This is a genomic window from Arthrobacter sp. zg-Y40 (assembly GCF_020731535.1).
Classification (GTDB): domain Bacteria; phylum Actinomycetota; class Actinomycetes; order Actinomycetales; family Micrococcaceae; genus Arthrobacter_B.
The window spans coordinates 83,458-100,815 of record NZ_JAJFZS010000001.1 but is presented as its reverse complement, the minus strand read 5'-3'; the positions used below and the strand labels follow the sequence as shown (position 1 = coordinate 100,815).

Genomic DNA, 17,358 nt, shown 5'->3' with positions numbered 1-17,358 from the left:
CCACCGGAGCACGGGATCCCCTGCAGGCCGATAAACTGCCTGTGGGAAACACAGTCGAAAGAGGAACCGAAAACATGTTTGAGTCCATTCAGGGTCTGTTGGATGAGCACGCAGAACTCCAGCTGCGCCTCTCCGATCCGGCAGTGCACGCGGACCAGGGCCTGGCCCGCCGGCTGGGCCGCCGCTACGCCGAGCTGAGCCGGATCGTGGATGCCTACAACCGGTGGCACGGACTCGAGGACGATCTCGCCGCAGCATCCGAGATGGCGGATGAGGATCCGGAGTTCGCCGCCGAGGTTCCCGTCCTGAAGGACCAGCTGGCCGACGCCCAGGAAAAGCTGCGCCGCCTGCTGATTCCGCGTGACCCCAATGACGGCCGCGACGTCATCATCGAGGTCAAGGGCGGTGAGGGCGGCGACGAAGCTGCTCTCTTCGCCGGCGACCTGCTGCGCATGTACACCCGCTACGCCGAGCACCGCGGCTGGCGCACCGAGATCATCTCCGCCACCGAGTCGGACCTCGGCGGCTACAAGGATGTATCCATGGCCATCAAGGGGAACTCCAACGACCCGGCCGAGGGTGTCTACGCCCGCCTGAAGTATGAAGGCGGTGTCCACCGCGTCCAGCGCGTTCCCGTCACCGAGTCGCAGGGCCGGATCCACACCTCGGCCGCCGGCGTGCTGGTGCTGCCGGAAGTGGATGAGCCCGAAGAGGTCGAGATCAACCAGAACGACCTGAAGATCGACGTCTACCGCTCCTCCGGCCCGGGCGGCCAGTCGGTGAACACCACCGACTCCGCCGTGCGCATCACCCACCTGCCCACCGGCATTGTGGTGGCCATGCAGAACGAGAAGTCGCAGCTGCAGAACCGTGAAGCAGCCATGCGCGTGCTCCGCTCCCGCATCCTGGCGCACGAGCAGGAGAAGATCGACGCCGCCAACTCGGACATCCGGAAGTCGCAGATCCGCACCATGGACCGCTCCGAGCGCATCCGCACCTACAACTATCCGGAAAACCGGATTGTGGATCACCGCACCGGCTACAAGGCCTACAACCTGGACACCGTGCTGAACGGTGAGCTGGAGGCCGTGGTGCAGGCCGCCATCGAAATGGATGAACAGGCCCGTCTGGACGCCATCGGTGACGAAAGCTAACCAGCCTCAGCCCGTGCCGGACACCCGGGACGGCGCCGAACCCCTACTGGCCGAAGCCCTGCGGGCCGCCGCGGCGGTGCTGGCAGCCGCGGGGGTCCCGTCGCCCCGGGTGGATGCTGAACTGCTTGCCGCGCACCTGCTGGGCGAGACCGCCGGCCGTGTGCGTGCCCTGGCCTTTACGGATGCTCCCACACCGGCCGGCTACGCCGACCTCGTGGCTGAGCGTGCCGCACGGGTGCCATTGCAGCACATCACCGGAAAGGCCCATTTCCGCTATCTGGAACTGGCCGTGGGGCCCGGGGTCTTTGTGCCCCGCCCCGAGACGGAGACCGTGGCGCAGCTGGCCATCGACGCGGCCCGCCGCGCCGCTGGTGCCAAGGTGGTGGACCTGGGCACGGGCTCCGGTGCCATTGCCGCGGCGGTGGCCTCCGAGGTGCCCGGCGCCGAGGTCCACGCCGTCGAGCTCAGCCCGCTGGCGTTTGCCTGGGCCGAGCGGAACCTGGCACCGCTGGGTGTACGGCTGGTCCAGGGCGACCTGCGCGATGCGCTGCCAAGCCACAACGGCTCCTTTGACGTGGTGGTATCCAACCCGCCGTACATTCCCGCCGACGCCGTACCCAACGAGCCGGAAGCCGCCGAGCATGATCCGGCCATGGCCCTGTACGGCGGGGGAGCGGACGGGATGGAACTGCCCATGGCGGCCGCCCGTACTGCGGCGCGGCTGCTCGTTCCCGGCGGCTATTTCGTCATGGAGCATGCCGAAGTGCAGGCCCAGGACATTGCCCGCCGGCTTGCGGCCGATCCCGCGTGGACGGACGTGCGTTCCCACCTCGACCTCAATGGACGCCCGCGGGCGACGTCGGCCATCCGGCGTGCGGCCGCTGAACCAGAACCTATGGCATCCCCTACCGAAAGAATGTTGCCGTGAGCACCAGTTATGACTGCACCAATCCAGAGGAACTCAGCGAGGGCCTGGCTGCCGCGCAGCGGGCGATCGCTGCCAAGGCCTGCGTGGTCCTTCCCACCGATACGGTCTACGGGATCGGCGCCGACGCGTTCTCGCCCCAGGCCGTAGCCACGCTGCTTGCAGCCAAGGGCCGCGGCCGCAGCATGCCGCCGCCCGTGCTGATTCCCCGGATGCAGACCATGGACGGACTGGCCACGGACATCCCCGAAGACGCCCGCAACCTGGCGCGTACCTTCTGGCCCGGCGGGTTGACCTTGATCTGCCACGCCCAGCCTTCCCTGTCCTGGGACCTGGGCGACACCATGGGCACGGTCGCCCTGCGGATGCCCGATGACCGCATCGCCCTGGAGCTGCTGGGAGTCACCGGCCCCCTGGCCGTGTCCTCGGCTAACCGGACCGGCTCGCCCGCCGCGCAGAACGCTGCCGAGGCGCAGGCAATGCTGGCTGAATCGGTGGAGGTCTACCTGGAAGCGGGGCACCGCCCGGTTGCCGGGAGCGACGGCGTGCCCTCGACCATTGTGGACGCCACCAGCGAGCCCATGCGTGTTGTGCGGCAGGGCGCCGTCAGCCTGGAAGCCCTGCGGGAAGTGGTTCCCGGGATTCTGGGTCTGGGCGAAGAGCCGCCTGCTGAAGAAGCTGCTGCCGAAGATGCGGCCGCCAAGCAGGGCTAAGCCCGTCCGCCGGACGGCAGCGTGAGGATTTCTGCGCCGCCGTCGGTAATGGCTACAGTGTGCTCGCTGTGCGCGGTCCGGCAGCCGGTGGCGCTGCGCAGCGTCCATCCGTCGGCGTCGGTCACCAGTTGCGCCGTGTCCGCCATGACCCACGGTTCCAGGGCCAGCATCAGCCCCGGCCGCAGCTTGCACCCGCGGCCCGCACGCCCGGCATTGGGAACGTGCGGGTCCTGGTGCATGGTGGTGCCGATGCCGTGGCCCCCGAATTCGGTATTGACCGGATACCCGGCGGCGCCAAGCACCGACGCGATGGCGGCGGAGATGTCGCCGATTCGGGCACCGGGCACGGCAGCGGCAATGGCTGCGTCCAGTGCCTGTTCCGTGGCGCGGATCAGTGCGACGCTTTCGGGCGGGCGGGTTTCGCCCACAATGAAGCTGATGGCCGAATCGGCTGCCATCCCATCCTTGGTGATGGCGAAGTCCAGTTTCAGCAGGTCGCCCTCGGCCAGCGAATAGTCGTAGGGGAGGCCGTGCAGCACTGCATCGTTGACCCCGGTGCAGATGTAGTGGCCGAACGGGCCGCGGCCGAATGACGGCGCGTAGTCGACATAGCAGGAGCGCGCTCCCGCGGCGGCAATCATTTCCGCTGCCCACCGGTCAATGTCCAGCAGGTTCGTGCCGACTTTCGTCCGCGCCTTCAGGGACTGCAGGATGTCCGCAACCAGGCGTCCGGTGACCCTGGCGCGGGCCAGTTCGTCCGGGTTCAGGATCTCGATCATGGGGTGGCTTTCATCAGCATCCACCCACCCTATCCGGCTTAGGTCCGGTTCCGGGCGCTTGGCCGCCGATTCACCCGCGGGATGCCTCCTGCAGCACGTCCTGCACCCGGGGGCGGGGAACGTTGTTGGTTTCTTCGGCCCAGCCCGGCTCCTGCCGCTGCCCGAACCACATCATCTCCACGCGGCGCAGCGGGCCGTGCAGGCGTTCACCGGCCAGCGAGGACAGCCCGTAGCCCAGGCGCAGCACAGCCCGGCAGAACCAGGCCGGCAGGCGGGCCGGCCGGCGTCCGCCTGCCGCCTCCAGGACCGAAGATACGGAAGCCTGCTCCCACGGCTGCAGTACTACCGCCGGCACGGGTCCGCGGTGTCCGGCCACCCTCAGGACGAAGTCGACGAGGGAATCCACGGAGCTCACCGGACTCGGAGCCGTGCCCGGTGAGGCCACTGAGGCCAGCGGCGAGGCGGCCAGCCGGGCCAGCTTGGCGGTGGTGGCGCGGCCGGGGCCCTGCACCGAAGTGGCGCGGACGGTGGTTACGCTGCAACTGCCGGCGGTACGTGCCGAGAGGGCCTGTTCACCCAGGGCCTTGGACCGGGAATAGGCCGAGAACGGTTCGACGTGGCTGCTTTCATCCAGGAACGGGCGGTGACCCTGCACAGCGGCGCTGCTCAGGTGCACAAACCGCCGGACCCCGGCGGCGTCGGCCGCGTCGGCGATCAGCAGCGGCAGCAGCGCATTGGCGCCGCGCAGTTCGGGGGAATCCCCGGCACCTGGAGTCGCCAGCCCGGCAGCGTTGATAACGACGTCGGCGCCGGCCAGCCCGGCGGTGAGCGAAGCCCGTTCGGTGTCCAGGCCGGCAGACCGGTCCTTCAGTGCCTGCATGTCCGTGCCGTCGGCGTGCAGTCGAGGTGCCCGGACAGTGCGGACCTCAATACCACGGGCGGCCAGCTCGGAGCGGATGGCTGAACCGATGAATCCGGTGGCGCCGACAACGGCCCAGACGGGGGAGTGCGGTGCGGGAACTGATGATGTGGATGCGGAGCTCAAACCTGTTGCTTTCGGGTGGCGGGCAGGGGAGGCATGGGGGACCAGGAACGGTCCTGCAGGATGCGCCGGGCTTCGCGCCAGCCAGCCCATAGGCGGCCGGCGCCGTGCAGTGTGCGCTCTACGGCGACCAGCCGCAGTATTTCCTTGCCTGCGGTCAGGACGGTGCCCAGGGCAAAGCCGGCACGGTTGTACCGTCCGTGGACCTGCAGGTAGCGGGCCGTGTGGCCTCGGTTGCGCATGGACGTGAACCGGCCCAGGTCGCTGGAATCGTTGAGGTGCCGGATGCCCAGATCAATCTGCTTCTGGGCGCGCACCTTGCGGATCACGAAATCGTTGACGTACGCCACCGGCCGGTCGAGGGAGGCCAGCCAGCCGTAGATCAGGTCATCGCCGTTGATGAAGTAGCGGGCGTCCGGCAGGCCGATGCGGCGCACCTGCTCAGCGCTGATGAGCATTCCCTCGAAGCAGCCCAGATTGGTTTCGAACACGGGTGAGTCGCGGAAAACGTTGCCCCGTACGGGGACGTGCACGCCGAGGAAGGGCACAAAGCGGTGCTGCCAGAAGAACGGAGCACCGGAGCCGTCAAGCCGCCGGCCGTGGATGCAGTCGTAGCTGCCGGTCCATTTGCGCAGCGCAGCCACGGCGCCGGGCAGTACCTCGACGTCGTCGTCCATCAGCCACAGCCAGCCTGCGCCGTCGGCCAGCGCGGCTTCCGTTCCGGCCGCGAATCCGCCGGCGCCACCGGTGTTGGTCTCCAGCCGGAGGACGGTCAGCGGAACCGGGAAGCCCCTGCGGGCCGCTTCGAGGACCTCGGGCGTATTGTCGGTGCTGGCATTGTCCACCACCACCACGGCGGCCGGAGCGGGATCAAGCGCCTTGATGCTTTCCAACAGCCCGGAAAGGTAACCGGCGCGGTTGAAGGTGGTGATGACAATTGTCAGCTCGGCTTCACCGGCAGGCTTCGCCATTGCTAGAACCCGAAGTCCGACGGCGGTCCGAAGCGGCGCCCGCTCATCCCGGCGGCGTAGGCGCGCAGCCAGCGGACGAAGCCCTTGGGGTCTTTCGTGCGGGCGAAGTGGATCGGGTAACCGGCGGCGTCGGCCACGAAGGACTTGACCCGGCCGTAACGCCGGGTGAGGTGGCCCCGGTTGCGGTAGAAGTAGAACTGTTTGAACGGCGTATCCGGGACCAGGACATGCATCCGGTCTCCCAGCACGGGCTGCACCTCCGACCATGCGGCGGGATGCGTCAGGGCTGCTGTGGTGACGGTGCCGAAAGCGACGCCGGCGCGGCGCAGCCTGATCATGAAGTCCGTCTCGTCGCCGCGGATGAACAGGCGCAGGTCCGGCAGGCCCACCCGGTAGAACACATCGGCCCGGATCAGCGCGCCGTTGAAGAAGTGGCCCACGTTGGGCAGGAACCCCCGGGCGGCGACTGCGGCGCGGTCGTGGGTCAGTTTCCCGTCCAGGCGGAAGTGGAAGGAGAGGGTGTCCGGGGCACCGGGGGCCACCACCAGCGGCAGGACGACGTCGAGCCCGCGTTCCTGTGCGGCGGCGAGGAGCACGGCGAGGCACTGAGGGTCTTCGGGATGGGCGTCGTCGTCCATGATCCAGATCCACTCGGCACCGGAGGCCATGGCTGAAAGAATGGCCAGGGAGAAGCCCCCGGCCCCGCCCAGGTTGGTGTTCGAACGGATGTAGTTCACAGGTGCCGCAGAGCTTTCGGCAATCTCGGCAACCGGGCTCTTGCCGGAGTCCACCAGGGCCACGGATGTGATGTTGGCAGTCTGGGCAGCGAGTGCACCGAGGAGTGTCTTGACGTCATCGGGACGGTCGAAGGTGACTGCTGCTACGGCAACGGAGTCCGGCAAGATGATCCTTTCGCAGCCACCCGCAGGAACGGCCCCGTCTAAACAGCAGGGCCGGAACAGAACAGGGTGTGCAGTTAGTATGCTGAATAGATTCCAGTCTATTACACCGGATTCTTCCACCTGTTCTTCGCACCACCGAGAAGAGAGCCGGGTACCTACCCGTTGAGGACCATGAGGCAAAAACCTACGGAGACCGCCAGCCTTCCAAGGGAGGAAAAACCTGTCCTGTGGCTGTGGTCGCAGTACATGCTGGATTCCCTGGCCTGGATCGTATCCATCGTCCTGGCGCTTGTGCTGCGGTACGAGCTGACGGTTGAGCAGATCAATCCGGGGGGACTGGCCGTGTTCTGCGGCGTGGCAGTCCTGACCCAGCTGATCGTCGGGTATTCCTTCGCCCTCTACCGCGGGCGCTACAGCTTCGGCAGCTTCCACGAGATGCGCCTGCTGGCCGTGGTGACGCTCATAGTCTCCGCCATCCTGGTCCTTGCCAGTGCCCTGTTCGGCCTGGTGATCGACATCCCGCGAAGCACCGGAATGATCGCCTTCCCGTTCGCCTGCCTGTTCATGGCGGCCATCCGCTACGTGAAGCGGATGTACGTGGAGAGCAGGGCCCGTCCGGGCGAAGAGGCCCAGCGCACGCTGATCTACGGTGCCGGGTTCCTGGGCGGTTCCCTTGTGTCCCGGATGATGAAGGATCCCGGATCCCCGTATTACCCGGTGGGCCTGATTGACGACGACCCCGCCAAGAAGCACCTGCGGCTGGCGACTGTCCCGGTCCTGGGCAAACTCACCGACCTTGCCGAGGTGGTGCACCGCACCCGCGCCACCGTGCTGATTGTTGCCATTGCCGACGTCGAAGCCAAACAGGTGCGCGAGATTTCGGACCGTGCAGAGGGCCTGGACCTGCGCGTACTTGTCCTGCCTCCGCTCAAGGACATGCTGTCCAAAGGCGAGGGCGCCGGTCTCACGGAATTCCGCGACGTCGCGGTGGAGGACCTGATTGGCCGCCGGCCCGTGGACATCCGCGTTGAGGAGGTGGCCGGCTACCTGTCCGGCAAGAAGGTGCTGGTCACCGGTGCCGGCGGGTCCATCGGCTCCGAACTGTGCCGCCAGATCACCGCGTTCAATCCGGGGGAGCTGATCATGGTGGACCGGGATGAGACCGGGCTGCAGCTCACCCAGCTTTCCATCACCGGACGCGGGCTGCTGGACGGCAGGGACACGGTTTTGGCCGATATCCGGGATCCGCAGGCACTGGAGCGCATCTTTGCCGAGCGCCGTCCCGACGTCGTTTTCCATGCCGCCGCCCTCAAGCACGTTTCGCTGCTGGAGCAGTACCCGCAGGAAGCATGGAAAACCAATGTGCTGGGCACCTCAAACGTGCTGGCCGCTGCCCGGAAGGCGGGCGTGCGCCACTTCGTGAACATCTCCACTGACAAGGCAGCCAACCCCACCACCGTCCTGGGGCACTCCAAGCGGGTAGCCGAGAAGCTGACCGCTTGGATGGCGCAGGCCACCGGCGAGCAGTACGTGTCGGTGCGGTTCGGCAACGTCATCGGCAGCCGGGGGTCCATGCTTCCGCTCTTCAGCGAGCAGATCCGCCAAGGCGGTCCGTTGACCGTTACGGACCCCGAGGTCACCCGCTTCTTTATGACCATTCCCGAGGCTTGCCAGTTGGTGATCCAAGCCGGGGCAATCGGCCGCGGCGGTGAGGTCATGATCCTGGACATGGGCGAACCGGTGAAGATCCTCGACGTTGCCCGCCGCATGATCGCCATGTCCGGCAAGGACATCGATATTGTGTTCACCGGCCTGCGCCAGGGTGAAAAAATGCACGAAATCCTGGTGGGGTCCGGTGAAGAGGATTCACGGCCGTTCCACCCCAAGATCTCCCACGCGTCCGTGGCGGTCCTCAATCCAGAGGACCTGGATCTGGCCGACTGGCTGCGGCGCTGCGGGATTGCCGGCGCGCCCGCTGTTGAGGGTGGGGCCGGGGTAGTACGGCTTTCCGGGGCCAGCCCCGAGGGAACGGATTCCCCCGTGGACGGCCGCGAACTGGACGGCGGCGAACTGAACGGCGGCGACGCCTACCGTGAACGGCGGACCGGCTGATGCTGCTGGCCGTATGCGCGGCGGCGGCGTTCCTGATAAGCCTGCTGCTGCCCTTTGTTTTTATCCCGCTGCTGCGCCGGCTGGGCGTTTTGGATGTTCCAAACGAGCGGTCCTCCCACACCACCGTGGTGATCCGCGGTGTGGGCCTGACGGTCGCTGCCGGTGTCCTGGCGGGGCTGGTACTGTCCCTGGCTACCGGACTCGTCTCTGTTGACCGGTCCATTATCGCCATCCTCATTGCGGTCATCGGCCTGGCCTCGCTGCTTGGCTGGATTGAAGACTGGCGCGGTGTATCCGTCCGGACGCGTGCCGGCAGCCAGCTGGTTATCGGGCTGGCGGGCACGGCTGCATTGGCCTGGACCATGGAGCAGAGCTGGTGGTGGGTGCCGGTGGGCGGAGTGGCCATTGCGGCCTACATCAACGTGGCCAACTTCATGGACGGCATCAACGGCATTTCCGGCCTGCACGGACTGGTGGTGGGAGTGCTTTATTCCATCAGCGGCGTGCTGTCGGACCATGTCTGGCTGACTGTTGCCGGTGCCGTCACGGCTGCTGCGTTTGCCGCTTTCCTGCCGTGGAACCTCGGCAGGGGACAGGTGTTCCTGGGGGACGTCGGAAGCTATCTGCTGGGCGCTTCCGTTGCGGGTACCGCTGTGGCTGCTTTCCTTGCCGGCGTTTATGTGGAGTACCTGCTGTTCCCGCTCCTGGTGTACCTGGCGGACACGTTTTCAACGCTCCTGCGCCGGGTGCGCAGGGGAGAGCGGTGGTACACGGCGCACCGCCAGCATGTGTACCAGCGGCTGACCGACGCCGGACTGAGCCATGTCCAGGTGTCCCTGCTGGTGACCGGTTGCACCCTGGTGGTGGGCCTGGCAGGCCTGTTCACAGCGGGCGCGGGGGCCGGCACCACGTTGGCCGGAGTCCTCTTCGCCGTCGCCGTGGTGGTGTTCTACCTCGCTTCGCCTGCACTCTTCGCGCGGCGCTACGCCCAGTAGCCGCGCAGGCGGTCCGGTAGGGAGCTGCCTGCGCCGCGGCCGGGCCAGGGGCTTCTTCTATGTACTGTAGAATTCAAGGGTCGCGGTAGCCCCGCGCCTTTTCCAGAAGTATCCAGGCGAACCATCCAGACAAGGAAGACTGCCCACACATGAGATCCACAGACGGTTCCCGCACCAGCGGGTTCCTGACCCCCTCCGGGCCAACGAAGGCCCCCTGGCTGGGGATCCTCGGTCGGGCCCTTGCCGTCACCGGGGGCGCAGCCGTGCTGGCTGCGGCCTCGGCGGCAGTGTTTGCGGACGGATACGCTGCGGCAAGTTCTGTGCTCGGATGGTTCCTCATTGCGGCCTTCTTCGGCATCAGCCTCTTGGTTGGGCATTTTGTCGGCCGGAGGAATCCTTCGGGCGCAATTGGAATGTTCGTAGTTACCTATGCCATAAAAGTTGTGGGTTTCGCCGTCATTCTTTTCGGATTGGGTACGCCGGAATGGCTGCACCGTGAATGGTTTGCGTTGAGTGCTGTCGGCGCCGTGGTTCTGTGGCAGGCAACGGAGATCCGTGCCTTTGCAGCAACCCGGCACCTGATCTTTACCGAAGCAGCGGAACCTTCCAGCGAAGGAGCTTCGAATGCCTGAGAAAAAGCCCGCAGTTACCCCCGCAGCCTTCCAAGCTCCCGCGTCCAGGCGCCGCGCAGCACTGCAGTATGTGCTGGCGGGAATCATCGCCTGGGGTTTGATAGGGTGGAGCCTGGATAGTCTCCTGGGAACTCGCTGGATTTTACCGGCCGGTATCGTTCTGGGCGCGGTCAGTGGCTACTATGTGGCCGCCGCGCACAGGCAGGCCACGGATGCGGACCGACCCGCCAAGGGTGGAAAACAGCCGGATACGGATAAATCGAATTGATTTCACAAAACCTGTTTAGAGGGCGCACCTCGCGCGTGCCCGCCAATGATATGCCCAACGATGGACACAGCAGAGAGGAAACGCGTTGATCGCGCTTGCGCTTCCCGCCTCCAATGACGAGGGATTCGTTCCACCCACCCTCGAAGACATGCACCTCCCTGAGATCCTTCCCTGGGGCGCCGAAAGTGGAGAAGGATTTGGTAAGCAGATGCTGCTTATCCTCCTTTCCGTCCTCATTCTCGGATGGTTCTTCGTAGCCGCTGCCCGAAAGGGCCAGATGGTCCCGGGCCGGCTGCAGTTCCTGGGCGAGTGGAGCTACAACTTCGTTCGCAACTCGATCGGCCGGGACATCATCGGTGAAAAGGACTTCAAGGCCTTCACCCCGCTGCTGTTCTCGCTCTTCTTCTTCATCCTGATCAACAACCTCTGGGGCAGCATCCCGCTGGCGCAGCTGCCGACCACGTCCCACGTGGGCACGGCTTACGCCCTGGCCGGCATCGTGTACTTCACCTGGATCATCCTCGGCATCAAGAAGCACGGCATTGCCTACTTCAAGTACGCCACGGTTCCGTCCGGCGTGCCGATTGCCATCCTGCCCCTCGTGGTGCTGATCGAAATCATCTCCACCTTCCTGGTCCGTCCGATCACGCACAGCCTGCGACTCTTCGCAACCATGCTGTCGGGCCACCTCATCATCATGCTGGCGGGTGCCGGAACCTCGTTCCTGCTGCTCGAGGCTGAGGGACTGCTGAAGCCGCTGGGTGCTCTCACCCTGATCGGCGGCGTCGCTATGTTCCTGTTCGAAGTCTTGATCCAGGTCCTGCAGGCCTACGTCTTTACCCTGCTGACCGCGATCTACATCCAAGGCTCAATCGCCGAGGAACACTAAACCTCCCCTCTCCGGGGGAAACCCCTGAACCACACAACCTGCCCTCCGGGGCATCTTGAAAGGAACAAGCCAAATGATTGGTGAAATCAACGGCAACATCAACCTCGTCGGCTACGGTCTGTCCGCCATCGGCGGCGCCATCGGCGTGGGCCTGGTCTTCGCTGCCTACATCAACGGTGTAGCCCGTCAGCCGGAAGCCCAGCGCGTCCTGCAGCCCATCGCCTTCCTGGGCCTGGCACTGACTGAAGCACTGGCTATCCTTGGTCTGGTTTTCGCGTTCGTCCTCAGCTAACTTCAGCGCGTATTTTCCTAACCAAGTAGATAGGACGGATTGAAATGAACGAGGCACTAATCCTCGCCGCTGAAGAAGGCGCGAATCCTCTGATCCCAAACATCTGGGAGATCCTCGTAACACTGCTTGGCTTCGCTGTGCTGATGTTCATCGTGGTCAAGTTCGTCGTCCCGATGTTCGAGAAGACGTACGCAGAGCGTACCGAGGCCATCGAAGGCGGACTCAAGAAGGCCGAAGCCGCACAGGCCGAGGCCAGCGCGGCCCTGGATGAATACAAGCAGCAGCTGATCGATGCCCGCACCGAGGCCAACCGGATCCGTGAGGAAGCACGCGCCGAAGGCGCCCAGATCCTCGCTGATCTCAAGGCCAAGGCAGGCGCCGAATCCGCCCGCATCATGGAACAGTCCCACGTCGCCATTGAGGCGGAGCGCCAGGCAGCTGTCGTTTCCCTCCGCAGCGAAGTGGGCACCCTCGCCACGGAGCTGGCAGGCAAGATCGTAGGCGAGTCCCTCGCCGACGATGCCCGTGCTGCCCGTGTAGTTGACCGCTTCCTTGACGACCTGGAATCCCAGAACGCAGGTGCGGTCCAGTAATGGCAGGTATATCGAGCGAGTCCCTGGCCGCGGCACAGACGAAGCTGGAAGGCATGCTTCCCGGCGCCACTGCGTCCCTGGCCGAGGAACTCTTTGGAATTCTTGGCCTGCTGGACAGCGACGCCGGTCTGGTCCGCGCACTGACGGATCCGGCTCGTGAAGCCTCCGCCAAGGCAGCCCTGGTCTCGAAGCTGGTAGGCGGCAAGGTTTCGACCAGCGCCGAGCAGCTTGTTGCTTCTCTGGTGGAGTCGCGGTGGCGCACTGCGCGTGACCTCGGCGATGCCCTGGAAACCCTGGGTGCAACGGTTGTTTCCGCTGTAGCGGAAAACAAGGGTCCCGGCCTGGCCGGGCTCGAGGCCCTGGAAAGCGAACTGTTCCGCTTCAACCAGGCCGTTGCAGCCAACCATGAGGTGCAGCGTGCCCTGCAGGAACCGCAGGCTTCGGCCGCAGCGCGTTCCGAACTGGCGCTGAAGCTGGTACCGGGCGCGGGCGCTGAAGCAAAGGTGCTGATCAGGCAGGCAGTGACCGCCCCGCGCGGCCTGCGGCCCTCGGCACTGGTCACCCGCTTCATGGAACTGGTAGCTGCCCGGCAGCAGCGGTGGATTGCCGAAGTGCAGTCCAGCCGTCCGCTGACGCAGGAACAGCAGAAGCGTCTGCAGTCCTCTCTCAACGGACTGTATGGCCGCGAGCTGAAGATCAACGTCAACGTGGACCCGGCGATTCTGGGCGGCATCCGTGTCACAGTGGGGGATGAAGTAGTTGATTCCACCGTTGCAACACGCCTGACTGAACTTCGCCGAAAGCTCGCTGTCTAGTCACGTCACGGCCGGAAACGGCCGGAGAAACAATTGAGTACCAATCACGGTCATCGGCTTTCAAGCGATGATCACAACATAGGAGAGCAGGGACTGCAGATGGCCGAATTGACCATCAACGCCGACGACGTCCGTAATGCGTTGAATGAATTCGCGGCGTCCTACGAACCCGGAAACGCAGAGCGCGTTGAAGTTGGCCGCGTAACCACCGCCAGCGACGGCATTGCCCGTGTGGAGGGCCTGCCCTCCGTTATGGCGAATGAGCTGCTTCGGTTCGAGGACGGCACGCTGGGCTTGGCCCAGAACCTTGACACCCGTGAAATCGGTGTCGTTGTACTTGGCGACTTTGCCGGTATCGAAGAAGGCCAGGAAGTTCACCGCACCGGTGAAGTCCTGTCCGTACCCGTAGGCGATGCCTTCCTGGGCCGCGTTGTCGACCCGCTGGGCGAGCCCATGGATGACCTGGGCCCGATCCAGGCCGAGGCACGCCGTGCCCTGGAACTCCAGGCACCGGGCGTTACCCAGCGGAAGTCGGTCCACGAGCCGCTCCAGACCGGCCTCAAGGCAATCGACGCCATGATCCCGATCGGCCGCGGACAGCGCCAGCTGATCATTGGTGACCGCAAGACGGGTAAGACCGCCATTGCCGTGGACACCATCCTGAACCAGAAGGCCAACTGGGACTCCGGCGACGTGCAGAAGCAGGTTCGCTGCATCTACGTCGCCATCGGTCAGAAGGCTTCCACTGTCGCTGAAATCAAGCGCACGCTGGAAGACAAGGGCGCCATGGAGTACACCACCATTGTGGCCTCCCCGGCATCCGACCCGGCCGGCTTCAAGTACCTGGCACCGTACGCCGGTTCGGCCATCGGCCAGCACTGGATGTACGGCGGCAAGCACGTCCTGATCATCTTTGATGATCTCTCCAAGCAGGCCGAAGCCTACCGCGCCGTGTCGCTGCTGCTGCGCCGCCCGCCGGGACGCGAAGCCTACCCGGGCGACGTCTTCTACTTGCACTCCCGCCTGCTGGAGCGTTGCGCCAAGCTCTCCGACGAGCTCGGTGCAGGCTCGATGACCGGCCTGCCGATCATCGAGACCAAGGCAAATGACGTCTCGGCCTACATCCCGACCAACGTCATCTCCATCACTGACGGCCAGATCTTCCTCCAGTCGGATCTGTTCAACGCCAACCAGCGCCCCGCCGTCGACGTCGGTATCTCCGTGTCGCGTGTTGGTGGCGCCGCACAGCAGAAGGCCATGAAGAAGGTCTCCGGTACGTTGAAGCTGGAACTGGCCCAGTACCGCGACATGCAGGCATTCGCCATGTTCGCTTCGGACCTGGATGCGGCTTCCCGCCAGCAGCTGACCCGCGGCGCACGCCTGATGGAACTGCTCAAGCAGGGCCAGTACGCCCCGTACCCGGTGGAAGACCAGGTCGTATCGATCTGGATGGGCACCAACGGCTACCTGGACGACGTTCCCGTTGAGGACGTGCGCCGCTTCGAGGCCGAGTTCCTGGAGCACGTACGCCACTCCTCGTCCGTCATGACCGTCCTGGCCGAGACGAACAAGCTCGAGGACTCCACGGTTGATGAGATGAAGACCCTCATCACCAACTTCAAGCAGGGCTTCTTCGGCGAAGGTGACAACCGCATGGTTGCCGCCGGCCACGAAGAAACCTCCGCCTTGGACGGGGAAGCCGTAGACCAGGAAAAGATCGTCAAGCAGAAGCGCTAACGGCTTTGGACCTCCGCTGCCGGGCACACCGCCCGGCAGCGGACCCTTTGCCCTTGCCTTAGCCCCTAGTTCGAACGCTAGGAACTGAAAGGAAAAGTATGGGAGCCCAAATTCGGGTCTACCGCCAGAAGATCGCGTCGACCACGTCGATGCAGAAGATCTTCAAGGCGATGGAGCTGATTGCTGCCTCTCGCATTGGAAAGGCGCGCACCCGTGTGGCTGCGTCACTGCCTTACTCCAATGCGATCACCCGTGCCGTTTCTGCTGTGGCATCCCAGTCGGAGATCGATCATCCGCTGACCACCGAACCGGAGCAGATCCGGCGCGCAGCCGTGGTCATCATGACCTCCGACCGCGGTCTTGCCGGATCATACTCCGCCGGTGTCCTCAAGCAGGGCGAAGCACTTAATGAATTGCTCCGTGAAGAGGGCAAGGAAGTTAAGACCTACCTTGTCGGACGCAAGGCGCAGGCGTACTACGACTTCCGCAACCGTTCCGTGGAACGGGTTTGGACCGGCGGTACCGACGCACCCGAGTTCGAAACAGCCCGAGAAATCGGCAAGGCACTCCTCGATGACTTCAATACGGCCTACGAAGACGGCGGCGTGGACGAAATCCACATCGTGTACACGCGCTTCAAGTCCATGGTTATTCAGGAACCTGCGGTCATCCGACTGCTGCCGCTGGAGGTAGTAGAGGAAGAAGCCCAGTCAACCGCTGAGTTCCTGCCTCTCTACGAATACGAGCCCGAGCCGGAAAAGGTCCTGGACGCACTGCTGCCGCGCTACATCGAGTCGCGCATCTTCGCAGCCATGCTCCAGGCCGCGGCTTCCGAGCTTGCCGCCCGCCAGCGCGCCATGAAGGCCGCAGGGGATAACGCCACGGACCTGATCAAGAAGTACACGCGACTTCGCAACAACGCCCGTCAGGCTGAAATCACCCAGGAGCTTTCGGAGATTGTCGCCGGAGCAGACGCGCTCAGCGCGTCCTAACCAGCAGCAACCGCCGCAAGAAGCTCCAACGCAAAACAAAACTTAGTCCACACGCCATCTAACTGAGTGAAGTGAGAGAGATGACTGCCCAAACTGCCGAGCACGGAGCAACCTCCGTAGCACCGGGCGCCACAGGCCGTATCGCCCGTGTCATTGGCCCGGTTGTCGACGTCGAATTCCCGGCTGACGCAATCCCCACCATCTACAACGCCCTGACCACCGAACTGACGGTCAACGGCGAAACCCGCACCATCACCTTTGAGACCTCCCAGCACCTGGGCGACAACCTCATCCGTGCAATCTCCCTGCAGGCCACTGACGGCCTGGTCCGCGGCGCAGCCGTGGTCGACACCGGTGCCCCCATCTCCGTGCCCGTAGGCGACGGCGTCAAGGGCCACATCTTCAACGTGCTGGGCGAGCCCCTGGACGTTCCGGCTGACAAGCTTGAAATCTCCGAGCGCTGGCCGATCCACCGCAAGGCACCGAACTTCGCGGACCTCGAGGGCTCCACCGAGATGCTGGAAACCGGCATCAAGGTGATCGACCTCCTGACCCCGTACATCAAGGGCGGCAAGATCGGCCTGTTCGGCGGTGCCGGCGTCGGCAAGACCGTTCTGATCCAGGAAATGATCACCCGTGTTGCCCGCAACTTCGGCGGTACCTCGGTATTCGCCGGTGTTGGCGAGCGTACCCGTGAAGGCAACGACCTCTGGGTTGAAATGGAAGAGGCAGGCGTCCTGAAGGACACGGCCCTTGTATTCGGCCAGATGGATGAGCCGCCGGGAACGCGCCTTCGCGTGGCCCTCTCCGGCCTGACCATGGCGGAATACTTCCGCGATGTGCAGAACCAGGACGTGCTGCTCTTCATCGACAACATCTTCCGCTTCACGCAGGCAGGTTCCGAGGTTTCCACTCTTCTCGGCCGCATGCCTTCCGCCGTGGGCTACCAGCCGAACCTGGCTGACGAGATGGGTCTGCTGCAGGAGCGCATCACGTCCACCAAGGGTCACTCGATCACGTCCATGCAGGCCATTTATGTCCCTGCTGACGACTACACCGACCCGGCCCCGGCCACCACGTTCGCCCACCTGGACGCGACCACGGAACTTTCCCGTGAAATCGCATCCCGTGGCCTGTACCCGGCCGTGGATCCGCTGACCTCGACGTCGCGCATCCTCGACCCCCAGTACGTCGGCCAGGCGCACTACGACACGGCTATCCGCGTCAAGCAGATCCTTCAGAAAAACAAGGAACTGCAGGACATCATCGCCATCCTCGGTGTCGACGAACTCTCCGAAGAGGACAAGATCGTCGTGTCGCGTGCACGCCGTATCCAGCAGTTCCTCTCGCAGAACACCTACACCGCCAAGCAGTTCACCGGCGTCGAAGGCTCCACGGTTTCCGTCAAGGACACCATCGAGGGCTTCAAGGCCATCTGCGACGGCGACGTGGACCACATCGCCGAGCAGGCCTTCTTCAACGTCGGCGGCATGGATGATGTCGAGCGTCAGTGGGCGAAGATCCAAGAGCAGACCGGGAAGTGAGCC

At 64.7% G+C, this 17,358-nt stretch carries 18 protein-coding genes; 14 read left to right on the top strand and 4 right to left on the bottom strand.

Annotated features, from left to right (window positions below; translation table 11 throughout):
• Positions 1-74: 74 nt before the first annotated feature.
• Genes prfA through LJ754_RS00455 form a run of 3 tightly spaced genes read left to right on the top strand, consistent with a single transcriptional unit; the run spans position 75 to position 2,792 of the window.
• Positions 75-1,154, top strand: coding sequence for a peptide chain release factor 1 (gene prfA / locus LJ754_RS00465; RefSeq protein WP_227913836.1), 1,080 nt, complete (start codon positions 75-77; stop codon positions 1,152-1,154).
• A gap of 13 nt (positions 1,155-1,167) precedes the next feature.
• The gene (prmC, locus tag LJ754_RS00460; protein WP_227924906.1) at positions 1,168-2,082 is read left to right on the top strand and encodes a peptide chain release factor N(5)-glutamine methyltransferase; all 915 of its coding nucleotides are present in this window, start codon (positions 1,168-1,170) and stop codon (positions 2,080-2,082) included.
• Positions 2,079-2,792, top strand: a complete 714-nt coding sequence (locus LJ754_RS00455; RefSeq protein WP_227924905.1) for an L-threonylcarbamoyladenylate synthase — start codon at positions 2,079-2,081, stop codon at positions 2,790-2,792. Before prmC ends, LJ754_RS00455 begins: the two co-directional genes overlap by 4 nt.
• On the opposite strand, the gene map is transcribed toward LJ754_RS00455, so the two are convergent.
• The 4 genes from map to LJ754_RS00435 form a co-directional block, all read right to left on the bottom strand.
• Positions 2,789-3,571 (bottom strand): type I methionyl aminopeptidase, encoded by a 783-nt coding sequence (gene map / locus LJ754_RS00450; RefSeq protein WP_227925402.1) that lies wholly within the window; start codon positions 3,569-3,571, stop codon positions 2,789-2,791. The two genes, LJ754_RS00455 and map, sit on opposite strands and share 4 nt — an antisense overlap.
• A 70-nt stretch (positions 3,572-3,641) precedes the next feature.
• The gene (locus tag LJ754_RS00445; protein ID WP_227924904.1) at positions 3,642-4,616 is read right to left on the bottom strand and encodes an NAD-dependent epimerase/dehydratase family protein; all 975 of its coding nucleotides are present in this window, start codon (positions 4,614-4,616) and stop codon (positions 3,642-3,644) included.
• Positions 4,613-5,584: a glycosyltransferase gene (locus LJ754_RS00440; RefSeq protein WP_227924903.1), complete on the bottom strand. Its 972-nt coding sequence runs from the start codon at positions 5,582-5,584 to the stop codon at positions 4,613-4,615. Before LJ754_RS00440 ends, LJ754_RS00445 begins: the two co-directional genes overlap by 4 nt.
• A gap of 2 nt (positions 5,585-5,586) precedes the next feature.
• Positions 5,587-6,486 carry a glycosyltransferase gene (locus tag LJ754_RS00435; protein ID WP_227913841.1) on the bottom strand — a complete coding sequence of 300 codons (900 nt, stop codon included), beginning with the start codon at positions 6,484-6,486 and terminating at the stop codon, positions 5,587-5,589.
• 171 nt (positions 6,487-6,657) lie between these two features.
• On the opposite strand from LJ754_RS00435, the gene LJ754_RS00430 reads away from it, so the two are divergent.
• The 11 genes from LJ754_RS00430 to atpD all read left to right on the top strand — a co-directional run bounded on the left by LJ754_RS00430 (position 6,658) and on the right by atpD (position 17,355).
• On the top strand, positions 6,658-8,598 hold the full coding sequence (locus LJ754_RS00430) for a polysaccharide biosynthesis protein (RefSeq protein WP_227924902.1): 1,941 nt from the start codon (positions 6,658-6,660) through the stop codon (positions 8,596-8,598).
• Positions 8,598-9,593, top strand: coding sequence for an MraY family glycosyltransferase (locus tag LJ754_RS00425; RefSeq protein ID WP_227924901.1), 996 nt, complete (start codon positions 8,598-8,600; stop codon positions 9,591-9,593). The genes LJ754_RS00430 and LJ754_RS00425 overlap by 1 nt, the downstream gene beginning before the upstream one ends.
• 149 nt (positions 9,594-9,742) lie before the next feature.
• Positions 9,743-10,225 (top strand): hypothetical protein, encoded by a 483-nt coding sequence (locus LJ754_RS00420; RefSeq protein WP_227924900.1) that lies wholly within the window; start codon positions 9,743-9,745, stop codon positions 10,223-10,225.
• Positions 10,218-10,493: an AtpZ/AtpI family protein gene (locus LJ754_RS00415; protein ID WP_227924899.1), complete on the top strand. Its 276-nt coding sequence runs from the start codon at positions 10,218-10,220 to the stop codon at positions 10,491-10,493. The genes LJ754_RS00420 and LJ754_RS00415 overlap by 8 nt, the downstream gene beginning before the upstream one ends.
• Positions 10,494-10,578: 85 nt before the next feature.
• Positions 10,579-11,382 carry a F0F1 ATP synthase subunit A gene (atpB, locus tag LJ754_RS00410; RefSeq protein ID WP_227913846.1) on the top strand — a complete coding sequence of 268 codons (804 nt, stop codon included), beginning with the start codon at positions 10,579-10,581 and terminating at the stop codon, positions 11,380-11,382.
• Between the two features lie 73 nt (positions 11,383-11,455).
• Positions 11,456-11,674, top strand: coding sequence for an ATP synthase F0 subunit C (gene atpE / locus LJ754_RS00405; RefSeq protein WP_227913847.1), 219 nt, complete (start codon positions 11,456-11,458; stop codon positions 11,672-11,674).
• Between the two features lie 44 nt (positions 11,675-11,718).
• On the top strand, positions 11,719-12,267 hold the full coding sequence (locus tag LJ754_RS00400; RefSeq protein WP_227913848.1) for a F0F1 ATP synthase subunit B: 549 nt from the start codon (positions 11,719-11,721) through the stop codon (positions 12,265-12,267).
• Positions 12,267-13,082, top strand: coding sequence for a F0F1 ATP synthase subunit delta (locus tag LJ754_RS00395; protein ID WP_227913849.1), 816 nt, complete (start codon positions 12,267-12,269; stop codon positions 13,080-13,082). The genes LJ754_RS00400 and LJ754_RS00395 overlap by 1 nt, the downstream gene beginning before the upstream one ends.
• Positions 13,083-13,181: 99 nt before the next feature.
• On the top strand, positions 13,182-14,819 hold the full coding sequence (atpA, locus tag LJ754_RS00390; RefSeq protein WP_227913850.1) for a F0F1 ATP synthase subunit alpha: 1,638 nt from the start codon (positions 13,182-13,184) through the stop codon (positions 14,817-14,819).
• Between the two features lie 98 nt (positions 14,820-14,917).
• A complete protein-coding gene (locus LJ754_RS00385; protein ID WP_227913851.1) occupies positions 14,918-15,811 on the top strand; it encodes a F0F1 ATP synthase subunit gamma in 894 nt (297 codons plus the stop codon).
• 80 nt (positions 15,812-15,891) lie between these two features.
• The gene (atpD, locus tag LJ754_RS00380) at positions 15,892-17,355 is read left to right on the top strand and encodes a F0F1 ATP synthase subunit beta (RefSeq protein WP_227913852.1); all 1,464 of its coding nucleotides are present in this window, start codon (positions 15,892-15,894) and stop codon (positions 17,353-17,355) included.
• The last annotated feature ends 3 nt before the right edge of the window (positions 17,356-17,358 follow it).